This is a genomic window from Pseudomonas sp. KH_046_2 (assembly GCF_057838985.1).
The window spans coordinates 3,841,011-3,859,907 of the sequence record NZ_CM174480.1 but is presented as its reverse complement, the minus strand read 5'-3'; the positions used below and the strand labels follow the sequence as shown (position 1 = coordinate 3,859,907).

The 18,897-nt window shown below is 62.4% G+C and carries 19 protein-coding genes; 8 read left to right on the top strand and 11 right to left on the bottom strand.

Going from position 1 to position 18,897, the window contains the following annotated elements:
* Positions 1-180: 180 nt before the first annotated feature.
* Positions 181-1,788 (top strand): methyl-accepting chemotaxis protein, encoded by a 1,608-nt coding sequence (locus AC3IX1_RS17440; protein WP_489385134.1) that lies wholly within the window; start codon positions 181-183, stop codon positions 1,786-1,788.
* 129 nt (positions 1,789-1,917) lie between these two features.
* Positions 1,918-2,121 (top strand): hypothetical protein, encoded by a 204-nt coding sequence (locus AC3IX1_RS17435; RefSeq protein ID WP_489385133.1) that lies wholly within the window; start codon positions 1,918-1,920, stop codon positions 2,119-2,121.
* Between the two features lie 88 nt (positions 2,122-2,209).
* Here AC3IX1_RS17435 and AC3IX1_RS17430 read toward each other — a convergent pair whose 3' ends face one another.
* A complete protein-coding gene (locus tag AC3IX1_RS17430; protein ID WP_007973761.1) occupies positions 2,210-2,440 on the bottom strand; it encodes a hypothetical protein in 231 nt (76 codons plus the stop codon).
* 160 nt (positions 2,441-2,600) lie between these two features.
* The gene (locus AC3IX1_RS17425) at positions 2,601-2,849 is read right to left on the bottom strand and encodes a hypothetical protein (RefSeq protein WP_489385132.1); all 249 of its coding nucleotides are present in this window, start codon (positions 2,847-2,849) and stop codon (positions 2,601-2,603) included.
* A gap of 413 nt (positions 2,850-3,262) precedes the next feature.
* Here AC3IX1_RS17425 and AC3IX1_RS17420 point away from each other — a divergent pair, with 413 nt between their 5' ends.
* From AC3IX1_RS17420 to AC3IX1_RS17405, 4 genes are all read left to right on the top strand, one after another.
* Positions 3,263-3,733, top strand: a complete 471-nt coding sequence (locus AC3IX1_RS17420; RefSeq protein ID WP_007986246.1) for a hypothetical protein — start codon at positions 3,263-3,265, stop codon at positions 3,731-3,733.
* On the top strand, positions 3,733-3,936 hold the full coding sequence (locus AC3IX1_RS17415) for a hypothetical protein (protein WP_489385131.1): 204 nt from the start codon (positions 3,733-3,735) through the stop codon (positions 3,934-3,936). Before AC3IX1_RS17420 ends, AC3IX1_RS17415 begins: the two co-directional genes overlap by 1 nt.
* A gap of 118 nt (positions 3,937-4,054) precedes the next feature.
* Positions 4,055-5,068: a glycine betaine ABC transporter substrate-binding protein gene (locus AC3IX1_RS17410; RefSeq protein ID WP_489385130.1), complete on the top strand. Its 1,014-nt coding sequence runs from the start codon at positions 4,055-4,057 to the stop codon at positions 5,066-5,068.
* Positions 5,069-5,169: 101 nt separating this feature from the next.
* Complete coding sequence (locus AC3IX1_RS17405; RefSeq protein WP_489385129.1) at positions 5,170-5,607, top strand: DUF3995 domain-containing protein; 438 nt, start codon at positions 5,170-5,172, stop codon at positions 5,605-5,607.
* Here AC3IX1_RS17405 and AC3IX1_RS17400 read toward each other — a convergent pair.
* The 7 genes from AC3IX1_RS17400 to AC3IX1_RS17370 form a co-directional block, all read right to left on the bottom strand.
* Positions 5,604-5,966, bottom strand: a complete 363-nt coding sequence (locus AC3IX1_RS17400; RefSeq protein WP_150756604.1) for a Na+/H+ antiporter subunit G — start codon at positions 5,964-5,966, stop codon at positions 5,604-5,606. The genes AC3IX1_RS17405 and AC3IX1_RS17400 overlap by 4 nt on opposite strands.
* Positions 5,963-6,241, bottom strand: a complete 279-nt coding sequence (locus AC3IX1_RS17395; protein ID WP_007986253.1) for a K+/H+ antiporter subunit F — start codon at positions 6,239-6,241, stop codon at positions 5,963-5,965. Before AC3IX1_RS17395 ends, AC3IX1_RS17400 begins: the two co-directional genes overlap by 4 nt.
* On the bottom strand, positions 6,238-6,726 hold the full coding sequence (locus AC3IX1_RS17390) for a Na+/H+ antiporter subunit E (protein WP_095945850.1): 489 nt from the start codon (positions 6,724-6,726) through the stop codon (positions 6,238-6,240). The genes AC3IX1_RS17395 and AC3IX1_RS17390 overlap by 4 nt, the downstream gene beginning before the upstream one ends.
* Positions 6,723-8,408 (bottom strand): monovalent cation/H+ antiporter subunit D, encoded by a 1,686-nt coding sequence (locus AC3IX1_RS17385; protein ID WP_489385128.1) that lies wholly within the window; start codon positions 8,406-8,408, stop codon positions 6,723-6,725. Before AC3IX1_RS17385 ends, AC3IX1_RS17390 begins: the two co-directional genes overlap by 4 nt.
* Positions 8,405-8,749, bottom strand: a complete 345-nt coding sequence (locus tag AC3IX1_RS17380) for a Na+/H+ antiporter subunit C (protein ID WP_007986256.1) — start codon at positions 8,747-8,749, stop codon at positions 8,405-8,407. Before AC3IX1_RS17380 ends, AC3IX1_RS17385 begins: the two co-directional genes overlap by 4 nt.
* Positions 8,749-11,667 carry a monovalent cation/H+ antiporter subunit A gene (locus AC3IX1_RS17375; protein ID WP_489385127.1) on the bottom strand — a complete coding sequence of 973 codons (2,919 nt, stop codon included), beginning with the start codon at positions 11,665-11,667 and terminating at the stop codon, positions 8,749-8,751. The genes AC3IX1_RS17380 and AC3IX1_RS17375 overlap by 1 nt, the downstream gene beginning before the upstream one ends.
* Positions 11,668-11,933: 266 nt before the next feature.
* Positions 11,934-12,869 (bottom strand): DMT family transporter, encoded by a 936-nt coding sequence (locus tag AC3IX1_RS17370; RefSeq protein ID WP_489385126.1) that lies wholly within the window; start codon positions 12,867-12,869, stop codon positions 11,934-11,936.
* A gap of 84 nt (positions 12,870-12,953) precedes the next feature.
* Between AC3IX1_RS17370 and AC3IX1_RS17365 the strand changes: the two genes are divergently transcribed.
* Together AC3IX1_RS17365 and AC3IX1_RS17360 are read left to right on the top strand one after the other, a co-directional pair.
* On the top strand, positions 12,954-13,517 hold the full coding sequence (locus AC3IX1_RS17365) for a helix-turn-helix domain-containing protein (RefSeq protein WP_489385125.1): 564 nt from the start codon (positions 12,954-12,956) through the stop codon (positions 13,515-13,517).
* Between the two features lie 14 nt (positions 13,518-13,531).
* Positions 13,532-14,938: an FAD/NAD(P)-binding protein gene (locus AC3IX1_RS17360; RefSeq protein ID WP_489385124.1), complete on the top strand. Its 1,407-nt coding sequence runs from the start codon at positions 13,532-13,534 to the stop codon at positions 14,936-14,938.
* Between the two features lie 146 nt (positions 14,939-15,084).
* On the opposite strand, the gene AC3IX1_RS17355 is transcribed toward AC3IX1_RS17360, so the two are convergent.
* A complete protein-coding gene (locus AC3IX1_RS17355) occupies positions 15,085-17,331 on the bottom strand; it encodes an Ig-like domain-containing protein (protein WP_489385123.1) in 2,247 nt (748 codons plus the stop codon).
* Positions 17,332-17,366: 35 nt separating this feature from the next.
* Positions 17,367-18,713, bottom strand: coding sequence for a hypothetical protein (locus AC3IX1_RS17350; RefSeq protein ID WP_489385122.1), 1,347 nt, complete (start codon positions 18,711-18,713; stop codon positions 17,367-17,369).
* Between the last annotated feature and the right edge of the window lie 184 nt (positions 18,714-18,897).

Here is an 18,897-nt window from a genome sequence, read left to right as displayed (position 1 = left end):
CAGCTCCTACGCAATTGAAGTAGGGCGCTGCCGCAGGCTGCGATCTTTGTTTTCTGCCGTCTTCGATTTCCCGGTTCTTCTATTGATCTGCTGCAACGTTCGCGACTAAAGGCTCATGGATAATGGCTTTATGGTGGCGTTTAATGCGAAGACAACAATTAGAAGCTTTACGGGGTGACGATGATGACAAGAGACGGGTCTCTGGTTGCGGCAGTGCCCGCTCCAGTGCTGTTGCCGAAAAACCGCTGGCTGACGCCAACGCTGCAAAGCATCGCCTTGATGCTGTTGTTAAGTGGCATGACGCTAGGCGGATGGTCGCTCTACCTTGGCCTGCCCCTGACCGTATTGATTGTCTGGCTGCCTCGCCTGCGCTCGCGCGCGACCCCGGAGGCTGCTTCCCCCGACAACTCCGGTGCCATCGGCGAGTTGACTCGCGATCTTTCCTACACCACCAGTCATAACGCACTGTCGGCCGCCGGTGTGGCGTTTTCGGTTCGGCAACTGGCGGACAAACTGCAATCGCAGCTCACGGCGGCGGCACAGATCGTCAGCAATGCCGAGGTCATGATCACCACCGAACAGGCCACCTCGACGCTCAGTCGCCAGGCGCTCAGTGCCGCCAGCGAAGCTCATCAAAGCGGAGTGGCCGGGCGTACGGAATTGATCGAGTCCATTGCGCGCATGCATCAGCTCAGCCAGCGCGCCAGCAACAGCCGTGAACTGATCGAAGCCTTGAGCCTGCGCAGTGATGATATCCAGCGGGTGACCCTGGTGATTCAATCCATCGCCAGCCAGACCAACCTGCTGGCGTTGAACGCCGCGATAGAAGCGGCGCGGGCAGGGGAGCACGGTCGCGGGTTTGCCGTGGTGGCCGACGAGGTTCGCGGGCTCGCCGCACGCACGGCGACCGCCACGGGGGAGGTGGGCGAAATGGTGGCCGACATCCAGCATCGCACGGCGCAGGTGGTGGAGCAGATCCGTCAACTGTCCAGCGACCTTGACTCCGGTGTCGAGCAGGTCGAGCGCACGGGCCAGCACCTGGAGAACATTGCCCGACTGGCGGCCAGCGTCGAGTCCCAGGTCGGAGAAATCGCCCAAGGGGCAGACACCAACCGTGTACAACTCGACAGTCTGTTTCACGCCATCGAACAGATGCGCAGCGATCTGGTGGTCAGCGACCAGCAGACTCAGCGCCTGGCCCATGCGGCGGTGCAAATGGAGGGACAGGCCGAAACCATCAGCGAGCGTCTTGCCGAAGTGGGGCTGGATGACTATCACCAGCGGATCTATGACCTGGCCCTGGATGCCGCGAGCCAGATTGCCGCGCGTTTCGAGGCGGATATCGATGCCGGTCGAATCAGTTTCGACGATCTGTTCGACCGCAATTATCAGGTCATCCCCGATACCAGTCCGGCCAAGTACCAGACGCGTTTCGACCGCTACACCGATCAGGTTTTGCCAGCGATCCAGGAAGCGTTGTTACCGCGTCACGAAGGATTGGTGTTCGCCATCGCCTGCACCCAACAAGGTTATGTGCCGACCCATAACAAGGTGTTCAGCCAGCCGTTGACGGGAGATGCGCAGGTCGATGCCTTGCAGAACCGGACCAAACGCAAGTTCGCTGACCGCACCGGGATCCGCTGTGGCAGCCATCAGAAGGCCGTACTGCTGCAAACCTATACCCGTGATACCGGCGAGTTGATGCACGATCTTTCGGTGCCGATCATGCTCAAGGGCCGGCATTGGGGTGGTTTGCGCCTGGGTTACAAACCGGAAAGGCCGCGCTAGAAAACCCGGGCTGTCGGACGATTGTTACAAATTCTGCAATTAACCTGTGCAGGGTTTTGCTGTTTCCTCGCCGGAAAACTAATTAACATACCTACTAATTAGGTTGCTAATGAAATTCGGGAGGTCAGCATGCAAGGCAAAGTTGATGTCGCGGTCATGATCGGCAGCGGAGTACCTGCCAATCTGCGCTCCATGGGACGCAAGGTTTGCTGGGTGGTGTTGCTCAATGGCGAGCGCCGGGGCACGGCGTTTTCCAGTCGCGACGAAGCGGAGGAGTGCAAGGCTGCCTGGCTGGCGCAATTGAGCGCCGAAAGGTCTGGCAGCCTGCATTAAGGTTGTCAACGGGTCTGGTGCATACGCAGGTTCAGGTCGTCGACCACCCGCGCCCGGTCTGCGTCTTCGCTCACCGCCAACCCGACAATCAGGCTTTCAATGCACCCGCATCGACCGCGGCCTTGAGTTCCCTGGCCGATTCCTGTGCCGCGATGGCGGCGACATCCGGGGTTTTGAACCAGCGATCCTTTTCGACCTGGTGATAGGTCACGGTCTTGAGCGGTGGTTTGGCGCGCATGACAATCACGGCCTGGAATTCACCTTCGACTTCTCTGGCTTCACCCCGGATAAAAAACTCGCCGATATCAAATTCCGTCACGTTGCAGACTTCCCTTGGAAAAACATTGTTGTTGTCAACGCAACCCGATTTCTGCGGATCCGTTTTATTGGGCGGGCAGTATGGCAGTAGTTGCCCGTCGACGGCTGAGATAAGTCGGCGGGCAGACGAAACGTCGATAGAAGCGAGCGCGGTGGGCATGTCAACCGTGTGATTCAAGAAACCGGGCGAGGGCACAGGCTTCGTTATGATTGGCTCGGAAACCTCTTACACAGCCTGTAGAAATATCCTTGATGTGAAAGAAGGCAATGCCTGCCATCACCACCTGAAATCGCGGGCGGGTCGGGGCATCGGGAGCTGGTTCATGTAGGCAGGGCCGTGTCGGGCGTAGGGCCGGAGCTGTTTCCGAGTCAGGCAGCAAGGGATAGGCAAAGTGTGTCAGCGTGCACATATGAAGTCCTTTTCATTGTTTTACCGACGTATGTACGTCGTTTTGGCTAGTCGCCAAGAGCATCGCTGCTCTAGAATCACCCTCACTGGTGGGTGAATGATGTTTATCTAAAGCAATTTTTTGCGGACGATATGTAGGAAAAGTTTTTTTCTTGATGAGATTTTTCCCTGAAGTTGATAGTCCATAATTTTCTGGCAGCAGGAAGGGTGTTTTCCTTCAGCCTGTGACGAACACCAGTCAGGACGACGCGAGAGACGTTCCAGTAGTCTTCTCAAGCTTCGTGATGAATGAGTGCACTGCTCATTCAGGACTTCAACCCGGGTTCTTTGGCTACACCTTCGGCATTGCCGCTTTTTTGGCTGTGCGTTCATTTTTCGCGCACGGCACCATTATTCAGATGTGGGGATGTTTCCTTGGCAGTAAGTAATCTCGATATGCATGCTCTGTTCGTGCTGGGTGATTTGCGCGCAAAGCTGGTCAAGCAGTTTCAGTCACGTTTCGTTTACATCACCGAACAGAACGCTGAAGGCATTTACATTGCCGAAATCGACACCGAATCAGCCCTGGTGGTGGACGACAAGCCCGGACTCAAGCTCAAGGTCGGCGATCATTTCAGCGCGTCCGTGCTGCCCAGTCGCGAAGGCGGCAAGCTGGACATCAAGTTCCGCGACATCAAGCTGACGGTTTACGGAATTGGCGACTACGCCTTCGTGACCACGGCCGACGGTCAGGGGATCGTGTTCAAGGAAGGGCACAGCGTGGTGATGGTGTTCGCTGCCCATCAACAGTTGCAGGAAGGCCTGACCAAGACCCTCAAGGCCGTGACCGCCAAGGCGGCCAAATGGCGCAAGGGCGAGTTGGTGACCTTCAAGGCCAGCGAGTGATGACCCTGACCCGCGCCGACTTCCACGAACAGAACCTGGCCAGCGCTCAAGACGAAGCACGGCGGTTGTTCGGGCAGAAGACCATTCTGCAGGGGGGGTGGCTGAATTGGGTGGCGTCACAACTTTACCAACTGCAACCGGCGGAGTACGCCAGTATGGTCAGACGAGAGCTGATGCGTTTGCAGGAAACTTGCGAAAACTGATCCACGCACCTCGAAAGCAGCAACCTCTACTACAGTCATTGGACTGAGTATTCAGAGGCTTTGCGGTCTACTGCCAGGCCATCCTGCTATTGCTGAGAACAGCACGAGGTGCAAAAGCATGAACGGATTTCGACGGTTGCTGGCCGCTGTCCTGGCCACCTTCGGTTTGCTGGCGACACCCGTCCCGGTGTCTGCCGCCCAGGCGCCGATCCACTTCGCCGACCTGAACTGGGAAAGCGGCAGCCTGATCACCGATGTCCTGCGCATCATTGTCGAGAAGGGCTACGGGCTGCCGACCGACACCTTGCCGGGCACCACCATCACCCTGGAAACCGCGCTGGCCAACAATGACATCCAGGTCATTGGCGAAGAGTGGGCCGGTCGCAGTCCGGTGTGGGTCAAGGCGGAAGCCGAAGGCAAGGTCGTCAGCCTCGGCGACACGGTCAAGGGCGCTACCGAAGGCTGGTGGGTGCCGGAATATGTGATCAAGGGCGATCCGGCCAAGGGCATCAAGCCGCTGGCGCCGGACCTGCGCAGCGTCAGCGACTTGCCGCGTTACAAAGACGTGTTCAAGGACCCGGAAGCCCCGACCAAGGGACGTTTCCTCAACAGCCCGATCGGTTGGACCTCGGAAGTGGTCAACAAGCAGAAGCTCAAGGCGTATGGGCTGGACGACAGCTACGTGAACTTCCGCAGCGGTTCGGGCGCGGCACTGGATGCCGAGATCAGTTCGTCCATTCATCGTGGCAAGCCGGTGCTGTTTTACTACTGGTCACCCACGCCGTTGCTCGGCCGCTTCAAGCTGATTCAACTCGAAGAGCCACCGTTCGACGCCGAAGCCTGGAAGACCTTGACCGACGCGGATAACCCCAATCCACGGCCGACCCGTTCCCTGGCCTCCAAGCTGTCGATCGGTGTGTCCACTCCCTTCCAGAAGCAATATCCGCAGATTGCCGAGTTCTTTGCCAAGGTCGAATTTCCGATCGATCCGCTGAACAAGGCTCTGGCCGAGATGAGCGAGAAACATACGCCGCCGCGCCAGGCGGCAGAGGCGTTCATGAAGGCCCATCCGGACGTCTGGCGGGCCTGGCTGCCAAAGGACGTGGCAGATAAAGTCTCCGCCGGAATGTGAGCTGGCGCCGGTATGAGCATTTGGTCTTGCACGCGGCCGCGCACTTCAGGAAAAGCCGACTAGCCTGTTCTGTTCATATCCCTTTCAAGGATCTCTGAACCATGACCCTGTTGTTGGCTCAGTCGCTGGTGACGATCTTCGCCGTGATCAGTCTGGTGCATGTCTATTGGGCGTTGGGTGGCGAATGGGCGGCGGTGGCGGCGGTCCCGCAAGTACCGCAGGAGGGCAGTGCGCAACTGAGGCCGGCGTTCAAGCCACGAGGCTGGATCACCCTGGTGGTGGCCGGGCTGTTGCTGTCGATTGCCGTGCTGGTGTGCTTGCGGGTGGGTTGGTGCCTGCCACCCTTGCATCACTGGTCGTTGCAGTGGGTGATCAGCGCGATTGCGATTTTGCTGTTTGCCCGGGCTATTGGCGATTCGGAACTGGTGGGTTTTTTCAAAGAGGTCAAAGGCTCGGAGTTTGCCCGGCTCGACACCTGGGTTTACTCGCCGTTGTGTGTGGTGCTGGGGGTGGGGTTGTTGGCGGTGGCCTGGGTCTAACTACCACTCTCACTCCGCCGACTGCTCACCTCGGCCGGCACATCATCACCGGCCATGCGCTTGCGAAACAGTGCCGCCCGGGCCAGCAGCAGGGTGGTCACCGGGACGGTGATCGCCAGCAGGATCGGAATCAGCCAGGCGTGCAATACCGGCGCGGACTTGAGCGCCGAAAAGTAGATGATCGACGCCAGCGCCACGCACCAGGTGCCGAGCGTCGAGGCCAGGGCCGGCGGGTGCATGCGCTGGAAGTAGTCCTTCATGCGCAGCAGGCCCGTGGCGCCGATCAAGGCAAACAGGCTGCCGAGCACCAGCAGGATCGCCACCGGGATCTCCACCCACAACGACAATGGCGTATTCATTCGATCACCTCGCCACGCAGCAGGAATTTCGCCAGGGCGAACGAGCCGACGAAACCGAACAGGGCGATCAGCAGCGCCGCCTCGAAGTAGGTGTCGCTGGCATAGCGAATGCCCAGTGCCAGCATCATCAGCATCGCGACGATATACAGGTAGTCCAGCGCCAGGACCCGGTCCTGGGCCGACGGCCCCTTGAACAGGCGGATGAGGGTCAGGATCATCGCCAGGGAAAAGAAGAACAGGCTCAGCAGGATCGCATTCGACAGCAAGGGGCTCATTCGAAGATCTCCATCAACGGACGTTCGTAGGTCGCCTTGAAGTGCTGGATGAACAGCGCCTCGTCGTCCAGGTCGAAGACGTGCAGCAGCAGAATGCTGCGGTCCAGCGCCAGCTCCGACCAGACTGTACCGGGCACCACCGTGGTGATCATCGACAGCGCGGCCAGGCCGTTGGCGTCCCGCAAGTCCAGCGGCACCTTGATGAATTGCGAGCGGGGCGGGCGGCGACCGGCATTGAGCACGCTCCAGGCCACGGCGAGGTTGGACACCAGTACATCGCGCCCGACCAGCAGGACCAGGCGCAGGATCACCCAGGGACGACGGATGCGCACCGGTAGCGGACGCAGCCTGCGCATCATCAGTGGCGCACAGAACCCCAGCGCGGCACCCAGCAGCAGGTTGCCGGGGCTGATCGACAGGTTCAGCAGCAGCCACAGCAGCCACAGGGCCAGCGACAGCAGCGGTGCCGGAAACAGGCGCTTCATGGCTGCACCTCCTGCGGGGCCGCTACGGCCGACGGGTTCGGTACGACGCGCGTGTCGAGCACCGCCATCACGTATTGCTGCGGGTTGTACAAGGCATCGGCGGCGGCCTGGGTGTAGCGCAGCAGCGGATCGGCCTTGAAGGTCAGCGCAATGCTCAAGCCCAGCAGGGCGAAGATCGGTACGCATTCCAGGCGTCGCAGCAGGGGCGATGGCCGTTCCGCAGGCGTCCAGAAACGCTGGATGCCCACGCGCGAGAATGCGATCAGCGACGCCAGTCCGGACACAATCAACAACACCAACAGACCCCACGCAGCGTTGGAAATCGGCGTGTCGCCGCTGTTGCCCAGTCCTAGCGGATTGAGCAGGGCGCCGATCAGCCCGAGTTTGCCGATAAAGCCGGAGAGCGGTGGCATGCCGATGATCAGCAAGGCGCAGGCGATGAAACTCAGGCCGAGAAACGCCATGGTCCAGGGAATCACCTGGCCGACCACGGCTTTCTGGTCGTCGTCGAGGTTGGTGCCTTTGGGCGGGTGCAAGGATTCCAGAGGACGGGGCAGCAGTTCGGCTTCATCTTCGAGCAGGATCTCGTTGGCCGAGCGCGAGCGCTCGATCAGTTCTGCCAGCAGGAACAGTGCGCTCAACGCCAGGGTCGAGCTGAACAGATAGAACAGCGCCGCGCCGACCAGGTTCGGCTGGGCGAAACCGATGGTCGACAACAGAATGCCCGCCGACACCAGAATGCTCAGGCTGGCCATGCGCTCCAGGCGTTGCGCGGCGAGGGTCGCAATGGCGGCGCAGACGATGGTCGCCATGCCGCCGTAGATCAGCCAGTCGCCGCCAAAGAACGCCGATGCGCCGGCCTCGGCGGAGAACAGCAGCGTCCACAGGCGCAGCAAGGTGTAGACGCCGACCTTGGTCATGATCGCGAACATCGCCGCCACCGGCGCGCTGGCCGAGGAATAGGCCGGCACCAGCCAGAAGTTCAGCGGCCACATGCCGGCCTTGGCCAGAAACGCGATGGCCAGGATCCCCGCGCCGGCGTGAAGCAAGCCGCGATCGGCTTCGGACACCAGCGGGATTTTTACCGCCAGGTCGGCCATGTTCAGCGTGCCGGTAACGCCATAGATCAGCGCGGCACCAATCAGGAACAGCGACGAGGCCAGCAGGTTGATCGAGATGTAATGCAGCCCCGACGACACCCGCGCCCGGCCCGAGCCGTGGAGCATCAACCCGTAGGACGCGGCCAGCAACACCTCGAAGAACACGAACAGGTTGAACAAGTCGGCGGTGAGGAACGCGCCGTAAAGGCCCATCAACTGGATCTGGAACAGTGCGTGAAAGCTCGAGCCGGCGCTGTCCCAGCGTGCCATGGCAAACAGCAAGGCACTGACGCCGATGATGCCGGTCAGCACCAGCATCAGCGCCGACAGGCGATCGACCACCAGCACCAGGCCGAACGGCACTTGCCAGTTGCTCGGCAGGTACACGCCGATGGAGCCGGGCACTCCAGTGGTCTGTGTCCATTGCAACAACGCCACGGCAATGCCCAGCCCGAGCAGGCTGGAGAACAGATTGATCCTGGCCTTGAGCGGCCGGTGCTTCTCGCCGAGCATCAGCATGATCGCGGCGGTCAGCAGCGGCAGCAGAATGGGCGCGACGATCAGGTGGGTCATCGCCATCATTCCTTGGGCTCCCGGCCATCCACATGGTCGGTGCCGGTCAGGCCCCGGGAGGCCAGCAGCACTACCAGGAACAAGGCGGTCATGGCAAAGCTGATGACGATCGCCGTCAGCACCAGTGCCTGGGGCAGCGGGTCGGTGTAGTGCAACAGGTCCTGTGGCACGCCGTCCTTGATGATCGGTTCCTTGCCGATGAACAGGCTGCCCATGCTGAAGATGAACAGATTGACGCCGTAGGACAGCAGGCACAGGCCCATGACCACCTGGAACGTCCGTGGGCGCAGGATCAGCCAGACGCCGGACGCGGCCAGTACGCCGATGGCGATTGCGATGACTTCTTCCATCAGACGGCTCCTTTGGCGGCAACGGATCTGGGTTGGGCGGCGGTTTTGTGGCCGCGCACCGATTGGTGGGCGAGGGCGGTGAGGATCAACAGGGTCGAGCCGACTACCACGCCGTACACACCGATGTCGAAGAACAGCGCGCTGGCCAGGTGAATGTCACCCAGCAGCGGCAACGAGAAATGCCAGGTGTGGGTGGTCAGGAACGGATAGCCGACGACCATCGCACCCAGGCCCGTGGCCGTGGCAATCATCAGTCCGGTACCCATCCAGCGCAGTGGCCGCAGGCTCATTTGCGCCTCGACCCACTGCGTGCCGGCGACCATGTATTGCAGGATGAACGCCACCGACATCACCAGCCCGGCGACAAAGCCGCCGCCCGGTTGATTGTGCCCGCGCATGAACAGGTAGAACGACACCACCAGCGCCACCGGCAACAGCAGGCGCACCAGCACCGCCGGTACCATCATGAAGCCGAGCGCGGTGTCGCTGGCGTGACGCGGGTTGACCAGGTCGGTGACCACATCCGGCGCGAGCAAGCGTTGCTGTGCCGGCAGTTGCAGGCTTTCTTTCGGTGGGCGGAAGCGGCGCAGCAGGGCGAACACAGTCAGGGCCACGGCCACCAGTACGGTGATCTCACCGAGGGTGTCGAAACCACGGAAGTCCACCAGCATCACGTTGACCACGTTGCTGCCGCCGCCTTCGGGCAGGGCGCGACTCAGGTAGAACGAGGAAATGTCGTTGGGGGTCTGGCGCGTCAGCATGGCGTAGGCCAGCAGCGCCATGCCGACACCGACCGAGGTCGACAGCAGCAAGTCACGGATACGCCGCACCCGCGCCCGGCGCAGGCTGCCCGGCAACGGCGAGACCTCCTCGATCCGTCGTGGCAACCAGCGCAGGCCCAGCAGGATCAGCACCGTGGTTACCACTTCGACCGCCAGTTGGGTCAGGGCCAGGTCCGGCGCGGAAAACCAGACGAAGGTAACGCAGGTCATCAAACCGCAGACGCTGACCATGGTCAGGGCCGCGAGACGGTGATACTTGGCCTGATAGGCCGCGCCAAGGGCGCAGGCGATGGCCAGCAACCACAAGGTGACGAACACGATCGACCCGGGGATTTTCGGCCGGTCACCCCAGTGAAGGCTGCTGTGCAGCATGGGAATCAACCCGGCCAGCACGGCGGCAAGCACCACCAGGAACAACTGCATTTGCAGGCGTTTGGTGCCAATCCGCGGTTCCAGGCGTCGGGCCAGGCGCAGGATGGCGACCAGCGCGTATTCGAACAGGTGCTTGCCGTCCAGGCGCCCGATGACGGGCGGACGGTCGAAGCGCCCGCGCTTGAATTGATTGCGCAGCAGCAGATAAAGCACGGAGCCGCAGGACAAGGCGATCAGGCTCATGATCATCGGTGCGTTCAGGCCGTGCCAGATGGCCAGGCTGTATTCGGGCAGCGTGCCGCCGACCACCGGTTGCGCCGCCGCCGCGAGCAGCGGGCCGACCACCTGGGCCGGGAAGATCCCCACCAGCAGGCAAGTGAACACCAGCAACTCGACCGGCGCGCGCATCCAGCGCGGTGGCTCGTGGGGGGTGTGAGGCAGGTCGGTCGCGGGCGGACCGAAGAACACATCCACAGTGAAACGCAGGGAGTAAGCCACGCTGAAGGTACCGGCAATGGTTGCCACGATCGGCAAGCTCAGTTCGACCCAGCGCGTGGCATTGATGAACACGGTTTCGGCGAAGAACATCTCTTTGGAGAGAAAACCGTTGAGCAATGGCACGCCGGCCATCGAGGCGCTGGCGACCATGGCCAGGGTGGCGGTAAACGGCATCAGCTTGTACAGGCCACTGAGCTTGCGGATATCGCGGGTGCCGCTTTCGTGGTCGATGATCCCGGCGGCCATGAACAGCGAGGCCTTGAACGTCGCGTGGTTGAGGATGTGGAACACCGCGGCGACGGCGGCCAGCGGGCTGTTCAGGCCCAGCAGCAACGTGATCAGGCCCAGGTGGCTGATGGTCGAGTAGGCCAGCAAGCCCTTGAGGTCGTTCTGGAACATCGCGCAGTACGCCCCGAGCAACAGGGTGCAGGCACCGGCGCCACTGACGATGTAGAACCATTCTTCACTGCCCGACAGCGAAGGCCATAGCCGCGCAAGCAGGAAGACCCCGGCCTTGACCATGGTCGCCGAGTGCAAATACGCCGACACGGGCGTCGGCGCGGCCATGGCGTGGGGCAGCCAGAAGTGAAAGGGAAATTGCGCACTTTTGCTCAGTGCGCCGATCAGGATCAGGGGTAACAGGATCGGGTAGAGGTCATGGGCGCGAATCAGGTCGCCGGCGGCCAGGACCTTGTCCAGGTCATAGCTGCCGACCACATGGCCGAGCAGCATGACCCCCGCCAGCAGGCACAGACCGCCCGCACCGGTCACCATCAGCGCCATGTAGGCACCGCGCCGGGCATCGGCGCGATGGTGCCAGTAGCCGATCAACAGGAACGAGAAGAGGCTGGTCAGCTCCCAGAAAAACACGATCTGGATCAGGTTGCCGGAGATCACCAGCCCGAGCATGGCGCCCATGAAGGCCAGGAAAAACGCGAAGAATCGCGGCACCGGATCGTTCGGCGACATGTAGTAGCGGGCGTACAGCGAAACCAGGGAGCCGATGCCCAGCACCAGCATGGAGAACAGCCAGGCGAAACCGTCCATGCGCAGGACGAAGTCCAGGCCCAGGCTGGGCAGCCATGAAAACTCTTCGCGAATGACGCCGCCATCGGCGATCTGCGGGTACAGGAAGGCGACCTGAACGGTGCCGATCAGGGCGATCAGGCCAGCCAGCAGGGATTCGGCGTTACGGGCATTGTGCGGCAACACGGCCGCCAAACAGCTGCCTATGAAAGGCAGAAGCAGTAGAACTATCAGGGACATAGGCTTCTAATCTGCGGAAGTTTGTGAAGCATCATACGTGCCAGTTCCCGGATCACCAAACGTCAAGCTGTCGCAGAATCCTACACCGTAGACGGAAAAGTCCTGATTCACATTGTTTCAGAGAGGGGGCGCCTGTACCGACCCCTTCGCGGGCAAGCCCGCTCCCACAGGTCCAGAGGCGTTCACATAATTTGTGTACGACGCGGACACTGTGGGAGCGGGCTTGCCCGCGATGGCGATCTATCAGGCGATGCAGAAGCGGCGGTTTACCGCTGTGTTTCCTGCTCCAGCTCTTCCTCAGCCACCGCAGCCTTACCCTTGGTCTTCAACTCGCTGACAATCACCGCCGCTACAATCAACCCGGCCCCGACCAGGGCAATGGCCGGCAAGCGCTCCCCGGCAATGCGCCCGACAATCCCGGCCCATACCGGCTCGCCGGCATAGATCAGCGTGGCGCGGGTCGGTGACACGCTTTTCTGTGCCCAGTTCATCGCCACCTGAATCGCCGCACTCGCCGCCCCAAGCCCCAGCGCGCTGCACAGCAGCAACCAGGAGAAGTCCGGAATCGTCTCGTTGGTCGGCACCACCATCAGGAACGACAGCACCGAAGTGACCGCCAGTTGCACCACCGTCACCCGGCGCACATCAACCTGGCCGGCATAGGTGCTGATCAGGATGATCTCGGCCGCAATGGCCACGGCGCTGATCAAGGTGGCGATTTCACCGGGGCTGAAATTGAACGACGCACCGGACGGCCCGGACAGCAGCATCAACCCGGTAAAGGCCAGCATGATGCCGATGCTCGGCATCAACCCCGGACGCCGCCCCAGCACCAGCCACTGCAGCAACGGCACAAACGGGACGTACAGCGCGGTAATGAATGCCGATTGGCTGCTGGGAATGCTCTGCAACCCGACCGTCTGCAAGCCGTAGCCGAGCATGATCGCCACGCCGATAAACGACCCGGCCTTGAGTTCGAACAGGGTCAGGTCGCGCAGATGACGCCAGGAAAACAGGGCGACGATGCTCGCGGCGGCGGCAAAACGCAGGCCGACGAAAAACATCGGACCGCTGACGGTCATCGCATGCTGTACCAACAGGAAGGTACCGCCCCAGACCATGGTGATCAGCACCAGCACGCATTCGGCCTTGCTGAACCTTGTAATACGGGAGGAAGCCTTTGGGGAGTTCACCGACGTCATGACCTTGCACGCTACTGGAGGGGGACGCACAATGCGTCGAATGTTGCGCAGTATACTGCCCAACCCCACTCAGTGAGCAATATAGTGCACAAAGATTCTACCCAACGGGCATCGGTGCTCCAGCACGTCAGTCAAAATGTCCGCCGTTTGCGTCATGCCGCCGACTTGAGCCAGACGGCGCTGGCGGAAAAGTCCGGTGTCAGCCGTCGAATGCTGGTGGCGATCGAGGCGGGGGAAAAGAACGTCAGCCTGACCACCCTCGACCGTGTGGCCGAAGCCCTCGACGTCGCCTTCAGTGATCTGATCCAGGCCCCCGACGCCCGCGATCCCAGCCGTATCAACGAACTGGCCTGGACCGGCACGATTCTCGGCAGCAGGGCGGTGTTGCTTTCCAAGGCCCACGCCAGCCGCGAAGTCGAGCAGTGGGAATGGTGCCTGCAACCGGGCGAGGTGTATCCGTCAGAGCCGGATGCCGATGGCTGGAGCGAGCAGATTTATGTCTTCGAAGGTTGCCTGACCGTTATGCTCGGCGACCAGGCGCAGAATATCGCGGCGGGTGAATTCTTCATGTTCGCCAGCAACCAGCCGCACTGTTATCGCAACGACGGGGCGGTGGCGGCGAAGTTTGTGCGTAATGTGGTGATCTGAACAGGGAGTGCACGATGGGCCAGACCTTGACCAATGACGCCGACATCCTGATAGTCGGCGGCGGCCTCAGTGGCGCCATGCTGGCGGCGCAGTTGATGCGTTTGCCGGGCCGACGCCGGGTGCTGGTGATCGAGCCCCGGGCCGAGTTGGGGCGGGGTGAAGCCTACAGCGCGGTGGAGCCAGGTCATACGCTCAACGGCAATGCGGCGCGGATGAGTGTCGACCCGGACAATGCCGACGACCTGACCCAATGGTTGACCGGGTACATCGAGGCGGGCGGCTGGCCGGAATCGGATCAGCAGCACGTGCCGATCAGCGAACTGTTTCCGCCACGGGGCGTATTCGGCCTGTACGCCCGGCAGCGCCTGGCACAAGCGCAGGCGGTGGGCGCCTTGAACGGTTCGACCGTCGAGCATGTGCAGGCCGAAGTGGTCGATTTGCAAACCGATGCCGACGCCGTGCGCTTGACCTTGAGCGACGGCCGATGCGTGCAGGGCGCTTTTGCGGTGCTGGCCACCGGGATGTTTCCCGCCGCGCGCACGCCACAAACCCGGTCCAGCGGCTTGAATGCGGCGGCCCTCGACCCGTGGGACGTGGCGGCCATGCAGCGGCTCGATCCGCAATCGACGGTCATGATCATCGGCTCGGGCCTGACCATGGTCGACGCCGTGGTGTCCCTGGAACAGGCCGGGCATCGCGGGCCCATCGAAGTGTTTTCCCGCCATGGCCTGCTGCCCCATGTGCGTCGCCAGCCACCGGCCTGGGTGGATTTTCTCGCTGAAGATCAGGGCATCCGCACACCTCGCCAGTTGATGCGCGAGCTGCGTCGACACTGCCGGGACGCCATCGCCCGGGGCATCGACTGGCAGGCGCCACTGGACACGGTGCGGGCACATATCGGTCGCTTATGGCATCAGGCGACAGATGTGCAGCGTCGGCAGTTCGTGCGGCATGTGCGGCCGTGGTGGGAAAGCCATCACCACCGCTCGCCACCCTTGAGCGCCGAACTGGTGGAGCGCTTGTATAAGGAAGGGCGGTTACGTATTCACGCAGCCTCTTACCAGGGCCTTGAGCCCTCGCTGAATGGCGAGGTGAGTATTCGCCTTCGACGGCGCGGCGAGGCGCAGACCTGTGTGGTCAGTGGTGCCGCCTTGATCAACTCCAGTGGTATCGAATACGACTGGCGCCGGGTCGCGCGACCGTTGCCCCGGCAACTGCTCGCCCGTGGCCTGATCCGGCCGGGGCCGTTGGCCCTGGGCATCGCCGCGGAAGTCGATGGCGCGGTCCTGAACGCCGAGGGTCACCCCGCCAGTCGTCTGTTTGCCATGGGCCCGCCGTTGCGCGGCGTGTGGTGGGAAAGTACCGCCGTTACCGACGTGGCTAGCCAGGCCAAGGCGTTGGCCGAACGACTGGTGCGCTAGCCGCCCATCCAACAACTTTTTCTAACAACCGCCCGCACTGCTGCAGAGCGCAAGCAGGCAGAGCGGTGCGCGGTCGACGTTTTCATGGTCTTGTCCTCAGGGTTGAAGCCGGCCCCATCAACCAACGTGGTTAATGGGGCACGGACTCAGTTGGCGATCACCGGCACCGTCCGCACGGAGCCTTGGGACGAGGTGATCGTGGCGGTCGGGTTCGCCGACGGAACGACCGTGGTGGTGTTGTTCACCGTCAACCGCCAGCGACCGTTCACCGGTACGGTGGTGGTGCCCAGGGTGACGAGCCCGGTCGGCGTGGTGACCTTGATGGTGATGGTGTTGCCGGTGGTCACCGATGAGGTGCCGGCAAAGTCCCAGGTGAAGCGGTTATTGGAGCGGGCTCTCACCGTTGCGGTGGTCACTGCGAAGGTTTCCGCAGCAGGCCGTGGCGAGACCTGCACCGTGACCGTGGCCGGCGATGTCGACTGGGCGCCGAAACTGTCCCGGGCGATGTAGCTGAAGGTCGTGGTGAAGGCCGTGGTGACGGTGGCCGGTGGGGTATAGGTGAGCACCGTGCCGTTACTGCTGACGGTGCCGCGACCTGCCGGTTGAGTGAAGCTGGCGACCGCGAGTGGCACATTGCCTTCCGGGTCGCTGTCGTTGGCCAGCACGTTGATTGGAATCGCCACACCCAGTGTCGTGACGGCATCGGCGACTGCCACCGGAGGCCGGTTAGGCGCCACGGTAATGGTCACGGTTGCCGCTGTCGTCGAAGCCAGCCCTTTGACGTCTTGAGCCTTGTAGGTGAAGGTCGTGGTCAGCGGCGCGTTGACGACAGCCGGAGGGGTGTAGACCACCGCCGTAGTGCCGCTCAATGCCACGGTGCCCTGGTCGGTGGCCGGTTGGGTCAGCGCGGTAATGCTCAGCGGCGTATTGCCGTCCGGGTCCCTGTCGTTGGCCAGCAGGTTGAGGGTGATCGGCACGCCGAAGCTGGTGCCGCCGGTATCGGCGACGGAGATCGGTGCCTGGTTCGCACCGGTGTCCGGCGCCGTGCCGACGACTACGACCGGCTCGGTGTCACTGCCGCCGGCGGCGGATTTGACCGTCACGGTTGCAGGGGGTTGGGTCAGGTCAGCCACCGTCAGGCGTTGCAGGATTCCGGTTTTCGACAGCCGTCCGTAACCCTGGGCGACCATGTCCGGTACCACCACTTCGTCCGTGGAGGTGGCCTCGATCAGCAGGCTGTGGTTGCTCCAGCTGTAACGGGCGGTCTGGATTTTCACCACGTCCGAGAGCTTGCTCGACACCGCGGTCGGGCGGGTGGTCCCGGCGGGGTTGGTGGCGGTGACCACCACGACCGGCGGCACGGCTCCGTTGGCCAGCAGATGCTGGGCGAAGAACACGCCGTTGTTGTCGCTCACCATGTTGGTCTGGCAAGGCGACACAGGCGGGCCGGGGACCAGGGCGATGCTTTCGCGAAAGCACAGGGTCGAGCCGTTGGCGGCTTTGGCAAACACTTCGACCCGGGTGGTGGCGCCGCCCGTGCCGGCAATGCGGCGGTAGGTGGCACGGGTCATGTCCACCGCGGTTTGCGCACGGTTGTCGAGCACCTTGCCGGACAGGGTGAAGAGGTTGGTCTGGATAGTCCCGGCCGGACCCTGGATGCGCACAAAGTTAGTGTTGTTGGGGCTGCCGGTCACGGCTTCGGTGAGGTTGGGGTCGCCGACGAAGGTTTCGACGGCGCCGGTGTCCGGGTTCACCTCGGTGTAGGGGCCGTTGACGCTGCGCAGGAACGGCCCGATCGCACCGTTGACCGCACCGCTGAAAACTCCCGGCGCACCGATGCCGACGTCCCTGGTGATGTTGATCGCACGACGCCCGGTGGTGGTGACGTTGACCGTTTCCACGCCATAGGGGTGGGTAATGGTGTAGGTCCCGGCAACGGGAATGTTCACCCGCATACGAATCCGCGCGAAGCTGACCTGGTCGCCATCAAGCGGGTTGCCACCGGCGAATGCAGCCTCGATCCCGGCGACATAGACGTCCATGCCGTAGCCTGCGGTGTTGTCGGGGATGCTGGTCTCGGCAAGGAACCAGAAGGCTTCGTCTGGCCAGTTATCCGGGAACACCATCGGCAGGGTGTCGTCGAAAATGCCCGGTGTCGGCAGCAGGGTGCACATGTAGGCCGGTGGCACGCTGGCGGCCACCCGTGAGCTGGCGGCGCGGGACTGGCACAGCTCCATCGACAGTTGATTATTGTCCTGATACCAGATCGGGAATTTCCCGGTGGCAAAGGTGTAAGGTCCGGGATCGACGGCGGCGAGTTGCGCCAAAGCACTGCCGGTCAGCGATAGAGTCAGTCCCAGGGCTTTGAGCGCCAGGCGTGGCCATTTGTTCATGATGCCTCCTGATGAGGATCCGGGCATGTGGGCGTTCATTGCACGATGACCACTTCTTCGGTATCGCTGCCGCCATTGGAGGACGACACACGAACCTGGGCTGGCGGAATCGGCGAGATGCCGGTGGCCAGGCTTTTCACGGCGCCGTCACCACTCAGGGCGCCGATGGCGATACCGGTGCCGGAGGTAGCGGTGAGCACCGGTGGCGACGTTTCATCGCTGGTCGAGGCCACGATGGTGATTTGCCCGGTGCTCAGGCTGTACTCGGCGCGCGCGATCGTCACCAGGTCGGTCAGCGGCATGGGCAGGATGGTCGGCGTGCTGCTGGCGATGGCCAGGTGGTTGTCGGCGGTCACCTGCAAGGTGCCCGGCAGCGTTGGATTGTTCGGCGACTGCGCATACCAGTGGCCGGTGGTGTTCGCTTCGGTGAAGTTCAGCACCGGGTTGTTGCTGTCCAGGGTCACGGTGGCCGGTGGCGGCGGGGCCAGCACGAACACGTCCTGCTGGGCCACCGGGGCGCTGGTGCCGGCCTGTCGCGAGTAGGTGCTGCGCTCGGCGATCACCGGGGTCGGCCGGACCACCGTCGACAACTTGCCGGATACGGCGAAGAGGTTGGTGCGCAAATCCAGGCCATTGGGGCCTTCGATGCGCACGTAGTTGGTGTTGAACGGGCTGCCGGTGACGGCTTCGGTGAGGTTCGGATCGCCGACGAATTGTTCGGCCTGGCCAGTGCCCGGGTTGGTCTCGGTGTAGGGGCCATTGACGCTGCGCAGGAACGGCCCGACGTCGCCCTTGAGCGCGCCGTCGTAGGTTTTTGGCGCACCGATGCCAATGTCCCGGGTCATGTTGATCGCCCGCCGGCCGGGAGTGTCGACGTTGAACACTTCGACGCCGTAGGGGTGGGTGATGACATAAGTGCCGGCGGTGGGCACGTCGATGCGAACACGGATACGGGCAAAGCTGATCTGGTCGCCCTCCAGTGGGTCCCCACCACTGAAGGCTGCTTCGAGCGCCGAGACATAGGTCAGGTCGATGCCTCGGGCGGCATCGACGATGGTCGTTTCGCCTGTGGCCCAGAACGCTTCGTCGGGGAAATTGGTCGGGAAGACCAACGGTTGGGTGTCATCGAAAATGCCGGGATTAGGGATCAGCGAGCACATGTAAGTCGGGGCGCCTGGCGCGCTGGCAACCCTGGAACTGACAGCCTTTGATAAACACAGGTCAAGGGTTCGGCCGTGGCTGTCTTGATACCAGGCGGCAAAATTGCCATTGGCTGGCAGGTAGGGTCCGGGGTCAACGGCAAACAGCGCGGCCTGGGCCATGCCTTGGGCTAGAGCGGTCATAACCAGGGCGGTCGCGGTTTTGCACAGTAACGGGTGCATGGGTATTCCCTCTGTCGAAGTACCTGCCCCTTGGGGATGGGGCAGTTGGCAGGGAGTTCGGCAACTTCCATACCAATCGGCGAAAACGAGCGTGAGAAGCCCGCAGTAAAGGCCTTGGCGCAATCGTTGGCGGCAGTACGGGAGGTTATGGCGCGGGCAACTGTCCCCTGCTTTGGGGGTGACG

Coding starts and splice junctions, on each gene's coding strand:
- AC3IX1_RS17440 (WP_489385134.1), top strand. CDS start 181: ATGATGACAAGAGACGGGTCTCTGGTTGCGGCAGTGCCCGCTCCAGTG.
- AC3IX1_RS17435 (WP_489385133.1), top strand. CDS start 1,918: ATGCAAGGCAAAGTTGATGTCGCGGTCATGATCGGCAGCGGAGTACCT.
- AC3IX1_RS17425 (WP_489385132.1), bottom strand. CDS start 2,849: ATGTGCACGCTGACACACTTTGCCTATCCCTTGCTGCCTGACTCGGAA.
- AC3IX1_RS17415 (WP_489385131.1), top strand. CDS start 3,733: ATGACCCTGACCCGCGCCGACTTCCACGAACAGAACCTGGCCAGCGCT.
- AC3IX1_RS17410 (WP_489385130.1), top strand. CDS start 4,055: ATGAACGGATTTCGACGGTTGCTGGCCGCTGTCCTGGCCACCTTCGGT.
- AC3IX1_RS17405 (WP_489385129.1), top strand. CDS start 5,170: ATGACCCTGTTGTTGGCTCAGTCGCTGGTGACGATCTTCGCCGTGATC.
- AC3IX1_RS17400 (WP_150756604.1), bottom strand. CDS start 5,966: ATGAATACGCCATTGTCGTTGTGGGTGGAGATCCCGGTGGCGATCCTG.
- AC3IX1_RS17395 (WP_007986253.1), bottom strand. CDS start 6,241: ATGAGCCCCTTGCTGTCGAATGCGATCCTGCTGAGCCTGTTCTTCTTT.
- AC3IX1_RS17390 (WP_095945850.1), bottom strand. CDS start 6,726: ATGAAGCGCCTGTTTCCGGCACCGCTGCTGTCGCTGGCCCTGTGGCTG.
- AC3IX1_RS17385 (WP_489385128.1), bottom strand. CDS start 8,408: ATGATGGCGATGACCCACCTGATCGTCGCGCCCATTCTGCTGCCGCTG.
- AC3IX1_RS17380 (WP_007986256.1), bottom strand. CDS start 8,749: ATGGAAGAAGTCATCGCAATCGCCATCGGCGTACTGGCCGCGTCCGGC.
- AC3IX1_RS17375 (WP_489385127.1), bottom strand. CDS start 11,667: ATGTCCCTGATAGTTCTACTGCTTCTGCCTTTCATAGGCAGCTGTTTG.
- AC3IX1_RS17370 (WP_489385126.1), bottom strand. CDS start 12,869: ATGACGTCGGTGAACTCCCCAAAGGCTTCCTCCCGTATTACAAGGTTC.
- AC3IX1_RS17360 (WP_489385124.1), top strand. CDS start 13,532: ATGGGCCAGACCTTGACCAATGACGCCGACATCCTGATAGTCGGCGGC.
- AC3IX1_RS17355 (WP_489385123.1), bottom strand. CDS start 17,331: ATGAACAAATGGCCACGCCTGGCGCTCAAAGCCCTGGGACTGACTCTA.
- AC3IX1_RS17350 (WP_489385122.1), bottom strand. CDS start 18,713: ATGCACCCGTTACTGTGCAAAACCGCGACCGCCCTGGTTATGACCGCT.